The organism is Pectobacterium sp. 1950-15 (genome assembly GCF_037136835.1).
Taxonomy (GTDB): domain Bacteria; phylum Pseudomonadota; class Gammaproteobacteria; order Enterobacterales; family Enterobacteriaceae; genus Pectobacterium.
On record NZ_JBBBQR010000009.1, the window covers coordinates 1 to 18,419 of the forward strand.

Here is an 18,419-nt window from a genome sequence, read left to right on the forward strand (position 1 = left end):
GAGCGAAACGGGCAACCTGCTGCCAGTCCGTATATTCAACCTCTTTTGTGCTATCCGTTTCCCCCCCCGTGATACGCATAATCAGTTGAATCATTACCCGATCGAACCAGCGGTAACGTGGATAACGCAAGGCTCCGGCAAACACACAGCACAAATCCGGCTGCCAGGGAGAGCTCAGCAGGAATTTACGCGTATAAGCATTGGTTTGTATTGTGCACTTTTCTGGCTTACGCGCAGTGAGGTTCACGGAGAAGAATGCGCTGGGTAGCTGCTGTAGAGAAGTCAGATGCTTATGGATAAATTGATTTACCGCAGGATGAAAGCGCCCGTATCGAATCGATGCCCCAATCACAACCCGATCGTATTGGCTCAGATCGATATCATTCGCATTGAGTACATTAACAACATCACACTCCAGAGTTCCTTTCAGCGTATTCGCAATAGAGGAGGCAATGGCTCTTGTTTGCCCATCCCGACTCGAAAACACGATCAAAGCTTTCATTGTTCTTTATCCTTATGGGGACTATTCCCGCCAGAAGGTTGGCGTAAATAGTACTAAAAGCGTGAACACTTCCAAACGACCAAACAGCATTGTCATTATCAGAATCCATTTCGCCGTATCATTCATCGACGTAAAATTCTCGGCGACGACGCCTAGCCCCGGTCCCAAGTTATTCAATGTGGCAGCAACCGCGGCAAATGCGGAGAAATCATCAACGCCTGTCGCAATAACGGCCAGCATGCTGACAATAAAAACCAGCGCATACGCGGAAAAGAATCCCCACACCGCTTCAAGGATACGTTCTGGCAATGCCCGGTGACCCAGCTTAATGGTGTAAACCGCATTCGGATGCACTAAACGCTTAAGCTCACGCGATCCTTGTAAGAAAAGCAGCAGGATACGAATCACTTTCAGGCCGCCCCCGGTTGAGCCCGCACACCCGCCAATGAATGCAGAGCACAGAAGCAAAACCGGCAGGAAAAGCGGCCACGATGCAATGCTATCCGTGGTAAACCCTGCCGTTGTCGCCATAGAGACAACCTGGAAGAACGCTTGATTGATCGTCTGCATCCCGCTGTCATAAACGTGGTGGAACCACAGGACAATCGTACACACCGCCACCAGCGACAGTTGAACAAAAATGAACATGCGAAATTCTGGATCGCGCCAGTATACCTTCAGGCTGCGGCCACTCAGCAGAGCAAAGTGCAAACCAAAGTTACAGCCGGAAATCAGTAGGAATATCGCGATGATGGTATTGATCGTTGGACTGTTGAAGTAACCGATACTGGCATCGTGAGTGGAGAACCCGCCGACAGACACCGTAGAGAAGCTGTGCCCAATCGCATCAAATACCGGCATCCCAGCCAGCCAAAGCGCGACAGCGCAGGCGATGGTGAGTAAGAGATAAATCAGCCACAGCGTTTTTGCCGTATCGGCAATACGCGGGCGCATTTTGTTTTCCTTCAACGGCCCCGGCATCTCCGCACGATAAAGCTGCATCCCACCAACACCAAGAATTGGCAGGATGGCAACGGCGAGTACGATGATCCCCATCCCACCAAACCATTGCAGCATCTGTCGATAAAACAGGATAGCTTTAGGCAGTGAATCCAGTCCGACCAACGTGGTTGCCCCCGTTGTCGTTAACCCAGAGAACGATTCGAAAAAAGCATCCGTCACACCCAAATTAGGATGTTCAGCAAACAGGAAAGGCAGCGCACCGACGCTTCCCAGCACCGTCCAGAAGAGAACAACGATGAGGAACCCTTCACGAGATTTCAGTTCATGCTTCTGTTTGCGGTTTGGTAACCACAGCATGATGCCAATCGCCAGCGCGACAATAAAGGTCTGCGTAAACGCTCGGCCTGCGCCATCGCGGTAAATTAACGCCACCAGTCCGGGAATAACCATCGTCCCGGAAAACAGGATAACCAACTGGCCAACAATACGGGTTATGGCGCGCAAGTGCATCGCAGGGAATTCCTTAATGATTCATAAAAAAGCGCTGGGATTATTATGGAATCGGCAATAAATGCAACGCACCGCGGCTTAAATCACGCAATTTCATTGCCGCTTCCTCGGTTCCCCTAACGGGGATAGAGAACCGCAATACGACGTCCACGCCATACTCACTGTGCAGAACCTTTCCACCAAGCTGGAAAATCAGGGATTCTACCTGGGGCAACAGTGCATAGTCACATTGTAAGCCATACTCTTGTTGCAATACTTTCTCTTGCAGCGATAGCAGCTTCAGCGCTTGCTGAACGCCACCGCCATAGGCCTTCACCAACCCACCGGTGCCCAGCGGGATTCCACCATAGTAGCGCACCACCACGGCCGTAATTTCACCGATGCCACTTCCCATCAGTTGCGATAACATCGGCTTACCTGCCGTGCCGGAAGGCTCACCATCGTCAGAAAAACCCAGTTGCTGCGAGTCATCAGGCGCGCCCGCAACAAATGCCCAGCAGTGGTGACCCGCCGAGGCGTGTTCTTCCCTGACCTGCTGAATAAACGCTTTCGCCGCGTCGATTCCCGGCGTTGCCGCCAGGATCGTCGTAAAGCGGCTTTTCTTGATTTCCTCACTGAAACTCACTGACTCAGCAGGGATTGGATACGCTTGCATCAGGCCAGATTCAGGTCGCGCGTCATGTTCTCCACGCGCCCGTCATGAATAACAATATTATCCTCAATACGGATACCGCCAAACGGTTTCAGCGCATCGATTTTTTGCCAGTCAAAGTGCTGACGCAATTCGCCCTCGCGCCACGGAGCAAGCAAGGATTCGATGAAGTAAATGCCCGGTTCGATCGTCATGACCATTCCAGGTTCAAGTACGCGGGTACAACGCAGGTAAGGATGCTGCGACGGTGCCGCCAGATGCGTGCCGCGATCGTCTTGCATAAACCCAGCGACATCATGCACCTGCAACCCCAGCGGATGGCCAAGACCGTGCGGCAGGAAAGGTGACGTAAGTCCCTGCTCCACCATCGCCTCTTCACTGATGTCTCGCACCAGTTGGTGTGATTTCAGCAGCTTCGCAATCCGCTGATGCATCTGAATATGGTAATCGGTATAGCGCACGCCCGCCTGAACGGTATCAATCAATGCGAGCATTTCCTGATTGAGATCTTTAATCAGCAGGGCAAATGCGCTGTCGCTCTGCGCAGAATAGGTACGCGTCAGATCGGCGGCATATCCGTTATACTCGGCACCTGCATCGATCAGGAAGCTGCGGACATCGGAAGGCACCTGATGATCGAGCTGGGTATAGTGCAACACCGCGGCGTGCTCATTTAACGCAATGATATTGCCGTAAGGGACATCGATATCCCGATGTCCGGTGGCCGTTAGATACGCCAGATTAATATCAAATTCGCTCATACCAGACAGGAACGCTTCATGCGCCGCCCGATGACCGATAACGGCCGTCTTCTGCGCTTCACGCATGCAGGCCAGCTCGTAATCGGTTTTATAAGCGCGATGGTAGTGCAGATAATCCAGCACGCCCTGAGGATTAATATTGTCTGCACGAATCCCTAAATCCTGCGCCCGTTGCGGTGCGTAGCCGATATAGGCAACACGCTCACGCTGCGACGGAAGCAACTGCCCAATATCATCGGCATTCCGCAGCACGGTAATATCAATTTCTTCAGTCCAGAAACTCTCCGGCACCGGCGCGACGTTATGCCAGTAATCCACCGGTGAGTAGAACCACAGCTTCGGTGGATTAACGCCATCAACCCATAGCCAGCAATTCGGCACCTGCGTGACGGGCACCCAGGCTTTAAACTGTGGGTTAACCTTGAAAGGATAGTAGTGATCGTCCAGAAAAACGGTCAACAGCTCACCAGAATGAATCAGTAATGCGTCAAACTGATGGCGCGCTAAAACCGTCTGAGCACGCGCTTGCAGCGTCGTCAGATGGTGATGATATAAAGAAGCCAGCTTTTCCATGAGTATCCTTGTACGTCACGACATGATCTCTCCATTTTAACACAGGCATCCCCCAAGGGCAGCGTCCGGTGCTTTGTGATCGATTCGGCAAAAAATTAATCTCTCGTTTGCAAAAAATTAACATTAAAACCACAATTCGATTATCTGGTCATACCAGATCACTCACACAAACAGCGGAGATAAACATGCTTTATCAAGGTGAATCCCTCTACCTTAACTGGCTTGAGGACGGCATTGCCGAGCTGGTATTTTCTGCCCCTGGCTCCGTAAACAAGCTAGATACCCGCACGGTTGCCAGCCTGGGTAAGGCGCTGGACGTTCTGGCGGAACAGCCGAATCTGAAGGGCTTACTGCTACGTTCTGACAAACCGGCATTTATTGTCGGTGCCGATATCACGGAATTTCTTTCTCTTTTTGCCGCACCGGCCGAAAAGCTGCATGAATGGCTTGTCTTCGCCAACCGCATTTTTAGCCGCCTTGAGGATTTACCCGTTCCCACGCTGTCCGCGATTAATAGCTATGCGCTGGGAGGCGGTTGTGAATGTGTACTGGCAACCGACTTTCGTTTAGCGACGCCGGATGCGCGTATCGGCCTACCAGAAACGAAGCTAGGGATCATGCCGGGTTTTGGCGGCACGGTCAGGCTGCCGCGCCTGCTGGGGACAGATAGCGCCTTGGAAATTATCGCCGCCGGTAAAGACGTCAGCGCAGCCGATGCCTTAAAAGTGGGACTGGTTCAGGCCGTGGTGACCAATGACAAACTGGTTCCCGCTGCCATCAAGATGTTGAAACAGGCGATTAACGGCTCACTGGACTGGCAGGCTTATCGGCGCCCGAAACTTGAAGCGCTGAAACTCAATAAGATTGAAGCCATGATGAGCTTTACCACCGCCAAAGCGATGGTGCTACAAACCGCCGGGAAACACTATCCGGCACCGATGTTAGCGGTCAAAACTATCGAAGCCGCCGCGACCATGACGCGCGATGACGCATTGCAACTCGAAACGCAGCACTTCGTTCAGTTGGCGCGTTCCAATGAAGCTCGGGCACTCGTCGGCATTTTCCTCAACGATCAATATGTTAAAGGTAAAGCGAAGAAGTTGATTGGCGAGACACCGGTGCCGCAGCAAGCGGCCGTTCTGGGTGCAGGCATTATGGGCGGCGGGATTGCCTATCAATCCGCGTTCAAAGGTGTGCCGATTCGGATGAAAGATATCAATGAGAAGCCGCTTACGCTGGGGATGAATGAAGTCGCCAAACTCCTGAATAAACAAATGGAACGAGGCAAGCTGGATGGAATGAAAATGGCGACGATTCTGGCCAGCATTCAGCCAACGCTGGATTATGCCGGCTTTGAGCGCACCAACATCGTAGTTGAGGCCGTGGTTGAGAACCCGAAAATCAAAGCCAGTGTACTCGCCGAAACTGAATCGCACGTTAGCGAGAATACGATTCTGGCTTCGAATACCTCCACCATCCCGATTGCTTCGCTGGCCGCATCGCTAAAACGGCCGCAAAATTTCTGCGGGATGCACTTCTTCAACCCAGTACACCGCATGCCGCTGGTTGAAATTATTCGTGGCCCTAAAACCAGCGACAGCACCATTGCCAGCGTAGTGGCTTACGCCAGCAAGATGGGCAAAACGCCGATTGTCGTGAACGACTGCCCTGGGTTCTTCGTGAATCGCGTACTGTTCCCCTACTTTGCTGCGTTCAGCCTGCTGCTCAGAGACGGTGCCGATTTCCGCGATATTGATAACGTCATGGAGAAAAAATTCGGTTGGCCGATGGGCCCGGCCTATCTGCTGGATGTTGTCGGCATCGACACTGCTCACCATGCTCAGGCCGTCATGGCCGCAGGATTTCCACAGCGCATGGCGAAAGATTACCGTGACGCAATTGACGTGCTATTTGAACATCAGCGTTTCGGGCAGAAAAACGGTCTGGGCTTCTACCGCTATCAAACCGATAGCAAAGGCAAGCCGCGTAAAGAGCAGGATGAAGCCGTAGGTACGCTCCTTAAAGACATCAGCCAACCGACAAAAGCGTTCAGTGCAGAAGAGATTATCGCTCGCATGATGATCCCAATGATTAACGAAGTCGCACGTTGTCTGGAAGAAGGCATCGTCGCCAGCCCGGCCGAAGCGGACATGGCGCTGGTATACGGGCTAGGTTTCCCTCCCTTCCACGGCGGCGCCTGCCGCTATCTGGATACCTTGGGTAGCGAACGTTATGTCGAGACGGCGCAGCAGTTGGCGCACCTCGGCGCAATCTATCAGGTGCCAGACGGCTTGCAGCAAAAAGCCAGAAACAATGAAGGCTATTACCCATCGGTCGCGCCACACGCGGACGTTTCTTACGGTCAACCGGCATGAGGGCAGGAAATATGGAAAAGGTAGTGATTGTTGATGCCGTACGCACGCCGATGGGACGCTCCAAAGGTGGAGCCTTCCGTCAGGTGAGAGCCGAAGATCTGTCCGCGCATCTGATGCGCAGCCTATTAAGCCGTAACGCGGCGCTGGACGCCCGTGAGATCGACGATATCTATTGGGGATGTGTGCAGCAGACGCTGGAACAAGGCTTCAACGTCGCCCGCAATGCTGCTTTGCTGGCAGAAATTCCGATGAATGTCCCCGCGACCACGGTTAACCGGCTGTGCGGTTCCTCCATGCAAGCACTCCACGATGCCGCCCGTATGATTATGGTTGGCGATGCGGACGTTTGCTTAATCGGTGGCGTTGAGCATATGGGACATGTGCCGATGAATCATGGCGTCGATTTTCATCCGGGACTAAGCCGCACCATAGCTAAGGCGGCAGGTATGATGGGGCTCACGGCCGAGATGCTGGGGCGTATGCACAATATTAGCCGTGAGATGCAGGATCAGTTCGCCGCACGTTCGCACCAACGGGCCCATCACGCCACCCAGTCAGGGGCCTTTCGCCATGAAATCATCCCCACGGCAGGGCATGATGCAGACGGCGCGCTGCAACGCTTCGATTATGATGAAGTCATTCGCCCAGACACCACCGTCGAGAGCCTTGCGGCGCTCAAACCGGCGTTCGATCCGGTTAACGGTACGGTGACGGCCGCCTCATCCTCGGCGTTGTCCGATGGTGCGGCAGCCATGTTGATCATGAGCGAATCCCGCGCAGCGTCATTAGGTTTACCCGTACGGGCTCGCATCCGGGCGATGGCTGTAGTTGGCTGCGACCCTTCGATCATGGGTTACGGCCCGGTTCCGGCCACCAAGCTGGCACTGAAGCGGGCAGGATTGAGCCTGTCCGATATCGGTCTCTTTGAGCTCAATGAGGCCTTCGCTGCTCAGACGCTACCCTGCATTAAAGATTTGGGGTTGCTGGAACAGCTCGATGAAAAGGTCAATCTCAATGGTGGCGCGATTGCGCTGGGTCACCCGCTCGGTTGCTCGGGCGCGCGCATCTCTACCACATTGATTAATCTGATGGAAAGCCGCGATGTTCAGTTTGGCGTGGCGACAATGTGCATTGGGCTGGGACAGGGTATTGCAACGGTATTTGAACGAGCCTGAGTTTATTCATGTCCCTCGTGATGGCAGCGAGGGACATTCTCAATGCACAAGTCGTATAAGCCGTATGAAGACGGTACAACTTCTCAAATATTATCTATCTTATTATCACAACAATCTATTAATAACCCCTTTCCATTATCAAAAAAATAACACGCTATAATTTCCTAATAAGAATATCTATTTTATGAATTTAACTTCATTTTTTATAACGCGCATAATTCAAAACACTAAAAATCAACTTTTAAATTCACGCTGAATAATAGTGAATGCTTTCTCTCATTTTTTATTAAGGAAAATATTATGAGTACCACTGTGGCGGAAGTCAGGCGCATCGCTACCTCTGAAGAGGCCCACGAGATTGCCCAGAATGGCGCATTTGTCCGGCAAAAAAACCGCTTTACGACGCCATTCGGCGAGCAGTCAGGCGATTTGCCCGTCGAAAAGGATCGCTATCGTCTATTGTGGTCCCCCATCTGCCCGTGGGCACATCGTGCGGTGATCGTCCGTACTTTGCTAGGTCTCGAAGACGTCATCAGCCTTGGTACCGCCAATCCCGTAAGGACCGAAAAGGGGTGGGAGTTTTCTCTGGATGAAGGCGGCGTAGATCCTGTACTAGGAATCCGCTATTTACCAGAAATCTATGCCAAAAGTGACGCGAATTACACTGGCCGAGCGACCGTTCCGACCGTCGTCGACGTTAAGCAAGGCATTGTGGTCAATAACGATTATTTTAAGTTAACTAACTATCTTGAAACCGCCTTTAAACCTTTTCACCACCCAGACGCGCCCGATTTATACCCTGAAGCGCTGCGTGCCGAAATTGATGCGCTGAATGATGTGATTTTTAATGACATTAATAACGGCGTTTACAAAGCAGGTTTCGCCCATTCACAAGCTGCTTATGAAAACGCGTGGGATAGGCTTTTCCTGCGTTTGGATGAACTGGAAACACGTTTGGGTTCGCAGCGTTACCTGTTCGGTAACCAAATTACAGATTCCGACATTCGACTATACGTTACGCTCGCTCGTTTTGACGTTGCCTATTACAGCGTTTTCCGCGCAAACCGCAATCGTCTGATCGACTTCCCTAACCTGTGGGCTTACGCCCGCGACCTTTACCAAACACCAGGATTCGGCGATACCACCGACTTTGAGGCGATTAAACGCGGCTACCATCTGGGCGATACCAGCTTTAACCCATATCAGATTCTGGCAAAAGGACCTGACGTGTCGATTTGGCATACGCCCCATCACCGCGCTTGATTCCTTTTCTCTTGCTACACCTCGCTCCACATTGGTCGCCGATGTGAAATTCCACCGGTGTGTCCATAACTGCCTGCGGATATACACAACCGCGGCAGGTGGAATCTGGGGTTAGTCATTTTTCTTATCATTCCACACAGGATTATCAATAATGAAAAAACGCCTCACCATAAGTACCTTGCCTGCATTATTTTTAGGCTTAAGCGCGATAATCACCGGATATTTAAATCCCCATGATGCCCAGGCGGCTACAGCAAAATCTATTACCATCGCAACCAGTGCCGACCCACGACCCTTTACCTATGTTGATAAAGATAACCAACTCACCGGATACGATATTGACGTTGCAAAAGCCATTTTTAACAATTTACCCCAATATAAGGTGTCTTTCGTCACAACCGAATTTACCTCAATTTTGGCAGGTCTGGATGCTGACCGTTTTCAACTCGGTGCCAATAATTTCGCCGACAATCCCGAACGAAAAGAAAAATATTTCTTCTCTCACCCCATATTTGAAAATCAATTTGTGATTGCAACGCCAGAAAAAAATAACACGATCCATACTTTCAACGATTTATTGGGCAAATCGACGGAAGTCAATCCCGGAATCAACTTCACGACCGCATTGGAAAAATTCAATCAGCAACATAAAGATAATCCCGTCAAGTTGCGCTACACAGACGCTGACTTACTCGTCTCATTGCAAAATCTGGAAAATGGAAAAACAGATTTCGCTCTGATTGATAAATCGATGCTGGAGCAATATATCCAGGAGCACAAGTTAAAGCTTAACGTCATTCCTCTTAGTCAGGAAGACAGCCAACGAATCGGTTCCCCCTACAGCTACTTTCTGATTGCGAAAGGCAAAGCAGGAGAACAGCTGTTGAATGATATTAATACACAAATAAAACAGTTAAGCGCTGACGGTACGTTATCGAAAATCAGCGAAAAGTATTTCAACGGGGATTATGCACCTAAATGACACAGGATTCGTTTTGAATGCCCAATATTTTCGATATAAAACTGGTTTTTACTCAGATTCCAGCACTGCTTGAGTATTTGCCGGTTACCTTAGCGATCACGGCAATATCCATGATTATTGGTGTAATACTGGGATTTATTATTGCATCCATCCGTATCAGAAAGATCGTGTTCCTCAACCAGGCGGTTGGCGTATTTGTCTCATTCATGCGCGGAACACCGCTCATTGTACAACTGTATCTTTCTTATTACGGTATTCCCGTTTTATTGAAATATTATAATTACTACAACCAAACGGATTACAACGTTAATGACATTCCATCCATACTCTTTGTGTTACTGGCATTTTCCCTGAATGAAGCCGCGTACAATTCCGAGAGTATTCGCGCGGCCATGCTGTCGGTGGATAAAAAACAGATCGAAGCCGCACAATCGCTCGGCATGACACCAATTCAGGTATTGCATCGTATCACGCTACCCAATGCGTTTATTGTCGCGTTACCCACGCTTGGCAACACGCTGATTAGTTTGCTCAAAGGAACCTCACTGGCATTTGTTTGCTCGGTGATCGATCTGACCGCCAAGGGGAAAATCCTCGCCAGCAGCAGCTACCGCTATTTTGAAGTCTATATCTCTCTGGCACTCATCTATTGGGTGTTAACGATTATTATTGAGCAAATAATCAAACGGGTTGAAACCACGATCTCTATCCCAGATACCCCACCGATTACGTCAGGAAAAAAACGTTATGCTCGACATTAAGCATTTATCGAAAACGTTTCACAACAACGTCATTCTGGACGACATTTCCCTAACCATACAAAAAGGCGATGTCGTGGCGATTATCGGTTCATCAGGTTCGGGAAAATCGACGCTACTTCGCTGTATTAACGTACTAGAGCAGCCGGAGTCAGGGGAAATGACACTCAACGGCCACCTTTTTAATCTGGCCAAAATGAATCGACGAGAACGTATCACGCTCCGCCAAAACACGGCGATGGTTTTTCAGCAATTTAGCCTGTTCCAACAAAAAACAGCGCTGGAAAATGTCATGGAGGGATTACTGATCGTCAAAAAGTATCCTAAAGAAAAAGCACAGCAAATCGCGCGACAGCAACTCAAGAATGTCGGCCTTCCTGACCGGGAAGCCTATTATCCAAAGCAGTTGTCGGGCGGACAGCAGCAACGTGTCGGGATCGCCAGAGCGCTGGCGATGGAACCACAGCTTTTATTGCTGGATGAACCTACTTCCGCGCTGGATCCAGAATGGGTTGATGAGGTGTTGGATGTCATTAAACAAGCCGCATTAGAAGGCAACACCATGATCATCGTGTCTCATGAAATGGAGTTTGTTCGTCAGGTCGCCAGCCGCGTACTGTTTTTAGAAAAAGGAAAAATCATTGAGGATGGTACTGCACAGCAGGTTTTTGAGCGCCCGCAAATGGAGCGAACCAAGGCGTTTCTTTCTCGCTACTACAAACGCTACGAACCGGAATATATCATCTGACATGAGAAGACTAGATGTCTATTAGAATAGAGACAAGCACCAATAATATTCCCTGGCAGCAGGTTGCCGACTTGCTGGCTTTCTACGAGTTAAGTGATGATAACGCAGCGACACAGGAGACGATTTTTAAGAACAGCTTTTCCGTTATCTTTCTGTTCGATGGGGGCCAATTGATCGGCGTGGGGCGTACTCTCTCGGACGGCGTCTGCCAGGCGGCCATTTATAATATCGCGCTTGATGAGCGCTATCACGGCCAGGGGTTGGGGAAACAGATTATTCAGGCGTTGGTTGAAACAGTCGCGCAGTGCAATATCATTCTCTATACCCATCCCCAGACGGTTAGCCTGTATGAACACGTAGGTTTCAGGCGGATGAAAACCGGCATGGCGAAATACCGTGAAGATAGCCTGGAAGAATTAACGAAGCTGGATTTTATTTAGTCTCAACGTTAACCCCGTTCGAATACGGGGTTAACGATACCTTATAGGCAGGTCAAATAAACGAAAATGCATCGCTGAACATATGGGCCGTCAGCGCACCGCGCTCATTACAAAAACGCTCACGCGCAATTTTCGCCATTTCAAAGCGACCGGCAATGTAGATATCCTGTTCTGCCAGCGAACCGTAATCCTGCAATACTGCACTCAGAACGGTTCCCGTTCTGCCATTCCATCCAGCTTCCGGCTGTTCGACTACCGGCACCACCCGCAGGTTGGGGTGTTTGGCCGCAAAGCCTTCAAGCTCTGCTAAATCATACAGGTGCTGGGATTCACGTCCGCCCCAGTAAACGGAGATATCGCGATCGGGCTGCTGCGCCAGTGCAGTCAGCAGGATAGAACGCACGTATGAAAATCCGGTTCCGCCCGCAATCAGCACCAGCGGACGCGTACTTTCTTCGCGCAGCCAGGCTTCGCCATGGGGAATATCGACCGTCAGGGATTTTTCCTTGTGAATACGTTCCATCACTGCCATCGCGTAAAGATTCAGTTCGGACGCCCCAATGTGCAATTCGATGAAATTTTTATCCATCGGGGTCGATGCCAGTGAGAAAGGACGTTTATCCCGATCGCCCATCACCACCATCAAATACTGGCCAGCCCGAAAGGAAAACGGCGCTTCAGGTAATAAACGAACGCGATAGACCGTATCGGTTATGGCTTCGACCGAGGTCACTTTACAGCTCAATGTTGTCATGCATTCCCTCTATAGGGTCATAAAAGCAAAACTGAGAACAGGGCAGCCGTTAACGCTGGGGCTCTCTGTCACTAAAAATGGCCAACTCGTCCCATATTTCATCAATGCGGGCACAAACCTGTGGGTCCTTCTTGATGGGGTGTCCCCACTCGCGCTGTGTCTCGCCCGGCCATTTATTGGTGGCATCCAGACCCATTTTGGAACCCAGACCAGAAACCGGCGAGGCGAAATCAAGATAGTCGATCGGCGTATTTTCCACTAATACCGTATCACGTGCCGGATCCATACGCGTCGTGATCGCCCATATCACGTCGTTCCAGTCACGGGCGTTAACGTCATCATCGCAAACAATGACAAATTTCGTATACATGAACTGGCGTAGAAAAGACCAGACGCCCATCATGACGCGTTTGGCATGGCCTGCGTACTGTTTCTTCATGGTAACGACCGCCAGACGGTAAGAGCAACCCTCCGGTGGCAAATAAAAATCAACAATCTCAGGAAACTGCTTTTGCAGGATCGGCACGAAAACTTCGTTCAACGCCACGCCCAGTACCGCAGGTTCATCCGGCGGCCGTCCCGTGTAAGTCGAGTGATAAATGGCATTCTGACGCTGAGTGATATGCGTGACGGTAAAGACCGGAAAGTGGTCAACCTCATTGTAATAGCCGGTGTGGTCGCCATAAGGCCCTTCCGCCGCCATTTCTCCAGGTTCAATATAGCCTTCCAGTACAATTTCCGCACTGGCAGGCACTTCCAGATCGTTTGACAGGCACTTCACCACTTCGGTCTTATGCCCACGCAGCAAACCGGCAAACGCATATTCAGATAGCGTATCAGGGACGGGCGTCACCGCACCGAGGATCGTCGCAGGGTCAGCGCCCAATGCGACGGACACAGGAAAACGCTGCCCCGGATTTTCCTGACACCACTCCTGAAAATCCAGCGCGCCACCGCGATGAGATAGCCAGCGCATGATCAGTTTGTTTTTACCCAGCACCTGCTGGCGATAGATCCCCAGATTCTGCCGTTCTTTATGCGGCCCGCGCGTCACAGTAAGCCCCCAGGTAATGAGCGGCGCGGCATCTTCCGGCCAGCACTGCATCACCGGAATCCGGCGCAGATCAACGTCATCACCTTGCCAAACCTGTTCCTGACACGGTGCCGAAGACAGCCGTTTCGTCGGCATATTCAGTACCTGACGGAACTTCGGTATTTTATCCACCAGATCGCGGAACCCTTTGGGCGGCTCCGGCTCTTTCAGAAACGCCAGCAGTTTACCCACCTCGCGCAGTGCGCTGACCTCTTCTTGCCCCATTCCCAATGCAACACGTTTCGGCGTGCCGAATAAATTGCACAGCACCGGCATGTCATAGCCTTTTGGGTTTTCAAACAGGAGAGCCGGGCCTTCCGCACGCAGCGTCCGGTCAGCAATTTCCGTCATTTCAAGGTAGGGATCGATGGGCTGGGTAATGCGTTTCAACTCCCCTCTCTCTTCCAGCAGCGAGAGGAATTCGCGTAAGTCACGGTATTTCATGCTATTCATCGGGGGCAGTCTATCGTTGTGGCTATTATAAAGTCTCTTCACCCACCTGTCGCTTCCCGCAGCGCCTATTTATGGTAAGAATCCAATCACCATCAAGAATCCGATTACCATAATGTGGTAACAAAAATATCTGCCGAAAATTTTTTATCCGTGCTCGCTTTTGTTATGCTTGCTCGTCGGAATCATAAGTCTGCGAAATTATGGAAGCCTGGTACTTACTGTATTGTAAACGTGGTCAACTGCTGCGCGCGAAAGAGCATCTGGAACGTCAGGATGTGACCTGCGTGAGCCCGATGATCACGCTGGATAAAATCGTTCGTGGTAAACGAACGGAAGTGTGTGAGCCGCTATTCCCGAACTACCTGTTTGTGGAATTCGACCCCGAACGCATCCACACCACCACCATCAGCGCGACGCGTGGGGTGAGCAACTTTGTGCGATTCGGCGCACTGCCCGCGACCATTCCTCAGCAGGTTATCGATGAGTTATCGCTTCGCCCTATTCAGGGAATCATTGACCCACTGACGCCGCAGCCCGGTGATAGCGTGGTCATTACCGACGGGATTTTCTCTGGCCTTCAGGCGATTTACACTGAGCCTGACGGCGAAGCCCGTTCGATGCTGTTGCTGAATATGTTGAACAAGCAGGTCAGGCAGAGCATCGATAACCGCGAATTTCGCAAAGCTTAGCCCTTTGAAAAATAGTCTTTTGAAAAAATAGCGCGTCGAAAAACGTAGCCCGACGTCTTTGCGTTTTGCCTTACCCGGCGCGTTTATACCGCGCCGGATGAAACAAACTTAGCGCTGCATGTGCTGATCGTGCAGCCACTGTGCGACACGTTTGGCAAAATAGGTTAGCACCCCATCCGCACCCGCGCGTTTAAAGCACAGCAGAGACTCCATCACCACCGGTTGCTCCTGCAACCAACCGTTCTGAATCGCCGCCATGTGCATCGCATATTCACCAGAGACCTGATAGGCGAACGTCGGCACACCGAACGTATCCTTGACGCGGCGCACCACGTCCAGATAAGGCATCCCCGGTTTCACCATCACCATATCCGCGCCTTCCTGCAAATCCTGCGCGATTTCCTGTAAGGCTTCATCGCTATTGGCCGGATCCATCTGGTAGGTTTTCTTGTTGCCTCCTTTCAGATTGCTGGCTGAACCCACGGCATCGCGGAAAGGTCCGTAATAGCACGATGCATACTTAGCCGAGTACGCCATAATCTGGGTATTAATCAGGTTCTGCGCTTCCAGCATGTCGCGGATAGCACCGATACGGCCATCCATCATATCGCTGGGCGCAATAATTTCGGCTCCAGCTTCAGCGTGGGACAGCGCCTGACGCACCAAAATCTCCTTGGTGACGTCGTTAATCACATAACCGTCTTCATCAATAATCCCGTCCTGCCCGTGCGTCGTGTAGGGATCGAGCGCCACATCCGTCAGCAAACCCAACTCAGGAACGGCATCTTTCAGCGCGCGGATCGTGCGGGGAACCAAGCCATCCGGGTTATAGGCTTCTTCGGCATAGAGTGATTTCTTATCCGCTTCAACAACGGGGAACAACGACAGCACCGGCACGCCGAGCTTAGCAATCTCTTCGGCTTCTTTCAGAAGCACATCGATAGTCATCCGGTATACCCCCGGCATTGAGGGAACTTCCTGACGATAATTTGTCCCTTCCATCACGAAAACGGGATAAATCAAATCGTTCACCGTCAGTTGATTCTCAGCAACAAGGCGACGGCTGAAATCATGGCGACGAATGCGACGCATACGTCGGCCGGGAAAAGTGCCGGGAAAAGCAGTGCTCATGTCATTATTCTCCTGAATCAGGCCAGCCGGAAAACCCGACGGGCATTTTCATCTGTTGTCTGTCCCAACCATGTGGCATCTTCTCCACGCCACTCCGCAATCTGGCGAATAATATGAGGCAGATAACAGGGTTCGTTACGGCGGGATGCCGGTTTAGGGCGTAAATCCCGGGGTAACAGATAAGGTGCATCGGTTTCCACCAACAGCCGATCGGCAGGAATATGCGGCAGTAAGGCTCGTAGCTCCAGTCCGCGACGCTCATCGCAAACCCAGCCGGTAATGCCAACCATCAACCCCGCAGCCAGACATTCATCCAATTCATGACGATTGCCGGTAAAGCAGTGGACCACAGCGGCAGGCAACTGATTCAGCCAGGGTGTTAGCAACGAGATAAAACGGGAATGCGCGTCACGGCAGTGAAGGAAAACTGGCATAGATCGTTCAGCCGCAATCGCCAGCTGCGCGCTGAATGCCCGCTCTTGTTCTTCTGGCGTCGAAAAGTTACGGTTGAAATCCAATCCACATTCGCCGATGGCAACCACACCGTCGTCGCTTGCCATGTGATGAACCTGTTCGGCGATAGCGTCATTCCATTGGCTAGCATCATGTGGATGAACACCCGCCGTTGACCAGCAGTAATCGGGGTAGGCTTGCGCCAGTAACATGGCCTGCAGGCTTTCCTGAGCATTTGTTCCCGTGATCAAGATGCCACTGACACCCGCTTGCTTCGCCCGAATGACGACCTGCTCTCTGTCTTTCTCAAACTGAGAACTGGTTAGGTTAACGCCAATATCAAACATGACTCTCACCTGCTCGTGACCGTTCGCCAATGTCACTCTGGCGAATAAAAAAATAAGACCTCTCAAAGAGAGGTCATTTTACCGTCCTACCGCAGGAAACCGTTTGTTACTGCGATGGCTCTTCGGTTTCAGTCCGTCGGCCTTTGCCAACGTAAAACCGCGAGAAGAAGACGCCGATTTCAAACAGCAGATACATGGGGATTGCCAGCAGCGTCTGTGAGAAAACATCCGGCGGCGTTAGCAACATGCCGACAACGAACGCGCCGACCAGAATATAAGGGCGCTTTCTTTTCAGATCTTCCGGCGTCACCACACCACTCCAGCAGAGCAGCACAATGGCAACCGGCACTTCAAACGATACCCCGAACGCCATGAACAGTGCCATAACAAAATCGAGGTAGTTATTAATATCGGTCGCAATCAGCACGCCAACGGGCGCCGTTTTGGCAAAAAAGCCAAACGCCAGCGGGAACACCACAAAGTACGCAAACGCCATTCCCGCATAAAACAGCAGGCTGCTGGAGACCAACAGCGGCATCATTAAACGACGCTCGTGTTTATACAGGGCTGGGGCCACAAACGCCCACACTTGATACAGCACCAGCGGTGCAGCAACAAACACTGAGACAATCATCGTCAGCTTTATCGGCGTAAAGAAAGGCGAGGCAACATCGGTCGCGATCATACTGGCACCCGCCGGTAATTGCTCGATGAGCGGAGCAGAAACCAGCTGGTAGATGTCGTTGGCAAAGTACACCAGTGCAATAAATACCGCCAGCACACAGATAATGCTGTTCAGTAGCCGCTTGCGTAGCTCAATCAGGTGGCTAATTAGCGGTTGAGTATCTTCATCGGCCATAAACTAACGACTATCACTCGGTTGGCGGGCAGAAACAGCAGAAGGCTGGGACTGCTCAGGTTTGACATTATCGCTGCCGACAGCTTCAGCACCGGTGGCGCTGCCGCTCTCATGGTGATGTTCAGCAGCAGCCCCCTTTTCAGGCTTAGGCTGGCTGTCTGCCGGACGTACTGCGGTTTCCGTTTCAATGACCCCGTCATAGGCCGCTTCAGGATCGTTTAGCGGGGTGCTGCGAGGCGGTTCCACCGTCGCGTTCGGATCATCTGACTTTTGATGCCCCTCAGACTTTTGCGGCGACGATGTTTCGGTATAGCCACGTTTCATCGCTTCTGCCGCTTCTTTAAGTTCATCCATTGAGGCTTTCAACTCAGGCGACAGATTCTGCAAACTGGCTTTTTCGACTTTTTTCAGGCTTTCCTGAAACTCCTGAAGTTTCAGTTCCTGCGACAGCTCATTCTGAACGGTAGACGCCAGCGCACGCAGCGTCCTGATCCAGCTTGCAACCGTCTTGACTGCCACAGGCAAACGTTCCGGCCCGAGGACAATCAGGCCAAGAACCATCACCAATAGCAATTCACCAAAACCGATATCGAACACAGATTACACCTGCTCTTTATGCTGGCTCTTCGTGTCACCCTGCTTGACGTCTGTCTGGTTGTCAGCAATAGACTTGGTAGAGAAATCAGCATCTGGCTGCGTTTTGTCTGCGCTAGTGGACGGCTGATCGTCACCCATTGCTTTCTTAAAGCCTTTGATGGACGCGCCCAGATCCGAACCCAGCGTTCTCAGTTTGTTAGTGCCGAACAGCAAGATGACAATGACTGCGATAATCAACAGATTCCAGAGACTAATACCACCCATAACATTTACCTCTTTCAAAAAGGGGAACGACAGAATTCCCGTAATTATATCGGGTAATTCTGGCGTGCATCATGATC

19 protein-coding genes are annotated in these 18,419 nt (G+C 51.2%); 8 read left to right on the forward strand and 11 right to left on the reverse strand.

All coding sequences use genetic code 11. From position 1 onward, the window contains the following. The 4 genes from hemG to pepQ form a co-directional block, all read right to left on the reverse strand. Positions 1-502 (reverse strand): menaquinone-dependent protoporphyrinogen IX dehydrogenase (gene hemG / locus WCT94_RS11625; protein ID WP_336869690.1); only part of this gene is annotated, 502 nt, incomplete at its 3' end. 21 nt (positions 503-523) lie between these two features. Then, the gene (trkH, locus tag WCT94_RS11630) at positions 524-1,975 is read right to left on the reverse strand and encodes a Trk system potassium transporter TrkH (protein ID WP_225086149.1); all 1,452 of its coding nucleotides are present in this window, start codon (positions 1,973-1,975) and stop codon (positions 524-526) included. 43 nt (positions 1,976-2,018) lie between these two features. Continuing rightward, positions 2,019-2,630, reverse strand: a complete 612-nt coding sequence (locus tag WCT94_RS11635) for an IMPACT family protein (RefSeq protein ID WP_336869691.1) — start codon at positions 2,628-2,630, stop codon at positions 2,019-2,021. Further along, positions 2,630-3,961, reverse strand: a complete 1,332-nt coding sequence (gene pepQ / locus WCT94_RS11640; RefSeq protein ID WP_336869692.1) for a Xaa-Pro dipeptidase — start codon at positions 3,959-3,961, stop codon at positions 2,630-2,632. Before pepQ ends, WCT94_RS11635 begins: the two co-directional genes overlap by 1 nt. A gap of 185 nt (positions 3,962-4,146) precedes the next feature. Between pepQ and fadB the strand changes: the two genes are divergently transcribed. The 7 genes from fadB (at position 4,147) to WCT94_RS11675 (ending at position 11,702) form a co-directional block, all read left to right on the forward strand. After that, the gene (gene fadB, locus WCT94_RS11645; RefSeq protein ID WP_336869693.1) at positions 4,147-6,336 is read left to right on the forward strand and encodes a fatty acid oxidation complex subunit alpha FadB; all 2,190 of its coding nucleotides are present in this window, start codon (positions 4,147-4,149) and stop codon (positions 6,334-6,336) included. Between the two features lie 11 nt (positions 6,337-6,347). Next, a complete protein-coding gene (gene fadA, locus WCT94_RS11650; RefSeq protein WP_336869694.1) occupies positions 6,348-7,511 on the forward strand; it encodes an acetyl-CoA C-acyltransferase FadA in 1,164 nt (387 codons plus the stop codon). A 300-nt stretch (positions 7,512-7,811) separates the two neighbouring features. Next, complete coding sequence (locus WCT94_RS11655; protein ID WP_336869695.1) at positions 7,812-8,774, forward strand: glutathione S-transferase family protein; 963 nt, start codon at positions 7,812-7,814, stop codon at positions 8,772-8,774. Between the two features lie 151 nt (positions 8,775-8,925). Next, positions 8,926-9,756: a transporter substrate-binding domain-containing protein gene (locus WCT94_RS11660; RefSeq protein ID WP_336869696.1), complete on the forward strand. Its 831-nt coding sequence runs from the start codon at positions 8,926-8,928 to the stop codon at positions 9,754-9,756. Positions 9,757-9,773: 17 nt separating this feature from the next. Further along, entirely contained in the window at positions 9,774-10,517 is a 744-nt protein-coding gene (locus tag WCT94_RS11665) for an amino acid ABC transporter permease (RefSeq protein WP_336869697.1), read from the forward strand. Then, positions 10,504-11,262, forward strand: coding sequence for an amino acid ABC transporter ATP-binding protein (locus tag WCT94_RS11670; protein ID WP_336869698.1), 759 nt, complete (start codon positions 10,504-10,506; stop codon positions 11,260-11,262). Before WCT94_RS11665 ends, WCT94_RS11670 begins: the two co-directional genes overlap by 14 nt. A 14-nt stretch (positions 11,263-11,276) precedes the next feature. Further along, on the forward strand, positions 11,277-11,702 hold the full coding sequence (locus WCT94_RS11675) for a GNAT family N-acetyltransferase (protein WP_336869699.1): 426 nt from the start codon (positions 11,277-11,279) through the stop codon (positions 11,700-11,702). A 52-nt stretch (positions 11,703-11,754) separates the two neighbouring features. Here WCT94_RS11675 and fre read toward each other — a convergent pair whose 3' ends face one another. After that, positions 11,755-12,456 carry an NAD(P)H-flavin reductase gene (fre, locus tag WCT94_RS11680; protein ID WP_336869700.1) on the reverse strand — a complete coding sequence of 234 codons (702 nt, stop codon included), beginning with the start codon at positions 12,454-12,456 and terminating at the stop codon, positions 11,755-11,757. Positions 12,457-12,505: 49 nt separating this feature from the next. Continuing rightward, on the reverse strand, positions 12,506-14,002 hold the full coding sequence (gene ubiD, locus WCT94_RS11685; RefSeq protein ID WP_336869701.1) for a 4-hydroxy-3-polyprenylbenzoate decarboxylase: 1,497 nt from the start codon (positions 14,000-14,002) through the stop codon (positions 12,506-12,508). A 200-nt stretch (positions 14,003-14,202) separates the two neighbouring features. Between ubiD and rfaH the strand changes: the two genes are divergently transcribed. Further along, positions 14,203-14,691 (forward strand): transcription/translation regulatory transformer protein RfaH, encoded by a 489-nt coding sequence (gene rfaH / locus WCT94_RS11690; protein WP_039364226.1) that lies wholly within the window; start codon positions 14,203-14,205, stop codon positions 14,689-14,691. Positions 14,692-14,799: 108 nt separating this feature from the next. On the opposite strand, the gene hemB is transcribed toward rfaH, so the two are convergent. The 5 genes from hemB to tatA form a co-directional block, all read right to left on the reverse strand. Then, complete coding sequence (hemB, locus tag WCT94_RS11695) at positions 14,800-15,822, reverse strand: porphobilinogen synthase (protein WP_336869702.1); 1,023 nt, start codon at positions 15,820-15,822, stop codon at positions 14,800-14,802. A gap of 17 nt (positions 15,823-15,839) precedes the next feature. Beyond that, the gene (tatD, locus tag WCT94_RS11700) at positions 15,840-16,622 is read right to left on the reverse strand and encodes a 3'-5' ssDNA/RNA exonuclease TatD (RefSeq protein ID WP_336869703.1); all 783 of its coding nucleotides are present in this window, start codon (positions 16,620-16,622) and stop codon (positions 15,840-15,842) included. Positions 16,623-16,728: 106 nt separating this feature from the next. Then, a complete protein-coding gene (gene tatC, locus WCT94_RS11705; protein ID WP_319850182.1) occupies positions 16,729-17,481 on the reverse strand; it encodes a Sec-independent protein translocase subunit TatC in 753 nt (250 codons plus the stop codon). Between the two features lie 3 nt (positions 17,482-17,484). Then, positions 17,485-18,078, reverse strand: a complete 594-nt coding sequence (gene tatB, locus WCT94_RS11710) for a Sec-independent protein translocase protein TatB (protein WP_336869704.1) — start codon at positions 18,076-18,078, stop codon at positions 17,485-17,487. A gap of 3 nt (positions 18,079-18,081) precedes the next feature. Beyond that, the gene (gene tatA, locus WCT94_RS11715; protein ID WP_319850180.1) at positions 18,082-18,342 is read right to left on the reverse strand and encodes a Sec-independent protein translocase subunit TatA; all 261 of its coding nucleotides are present in this window, start codon (positions 18,340-18,342) and stop codon (positions 18,082-18,084) included. Positions 18,343-18,419: the final 77 nt, after the last annotated feature.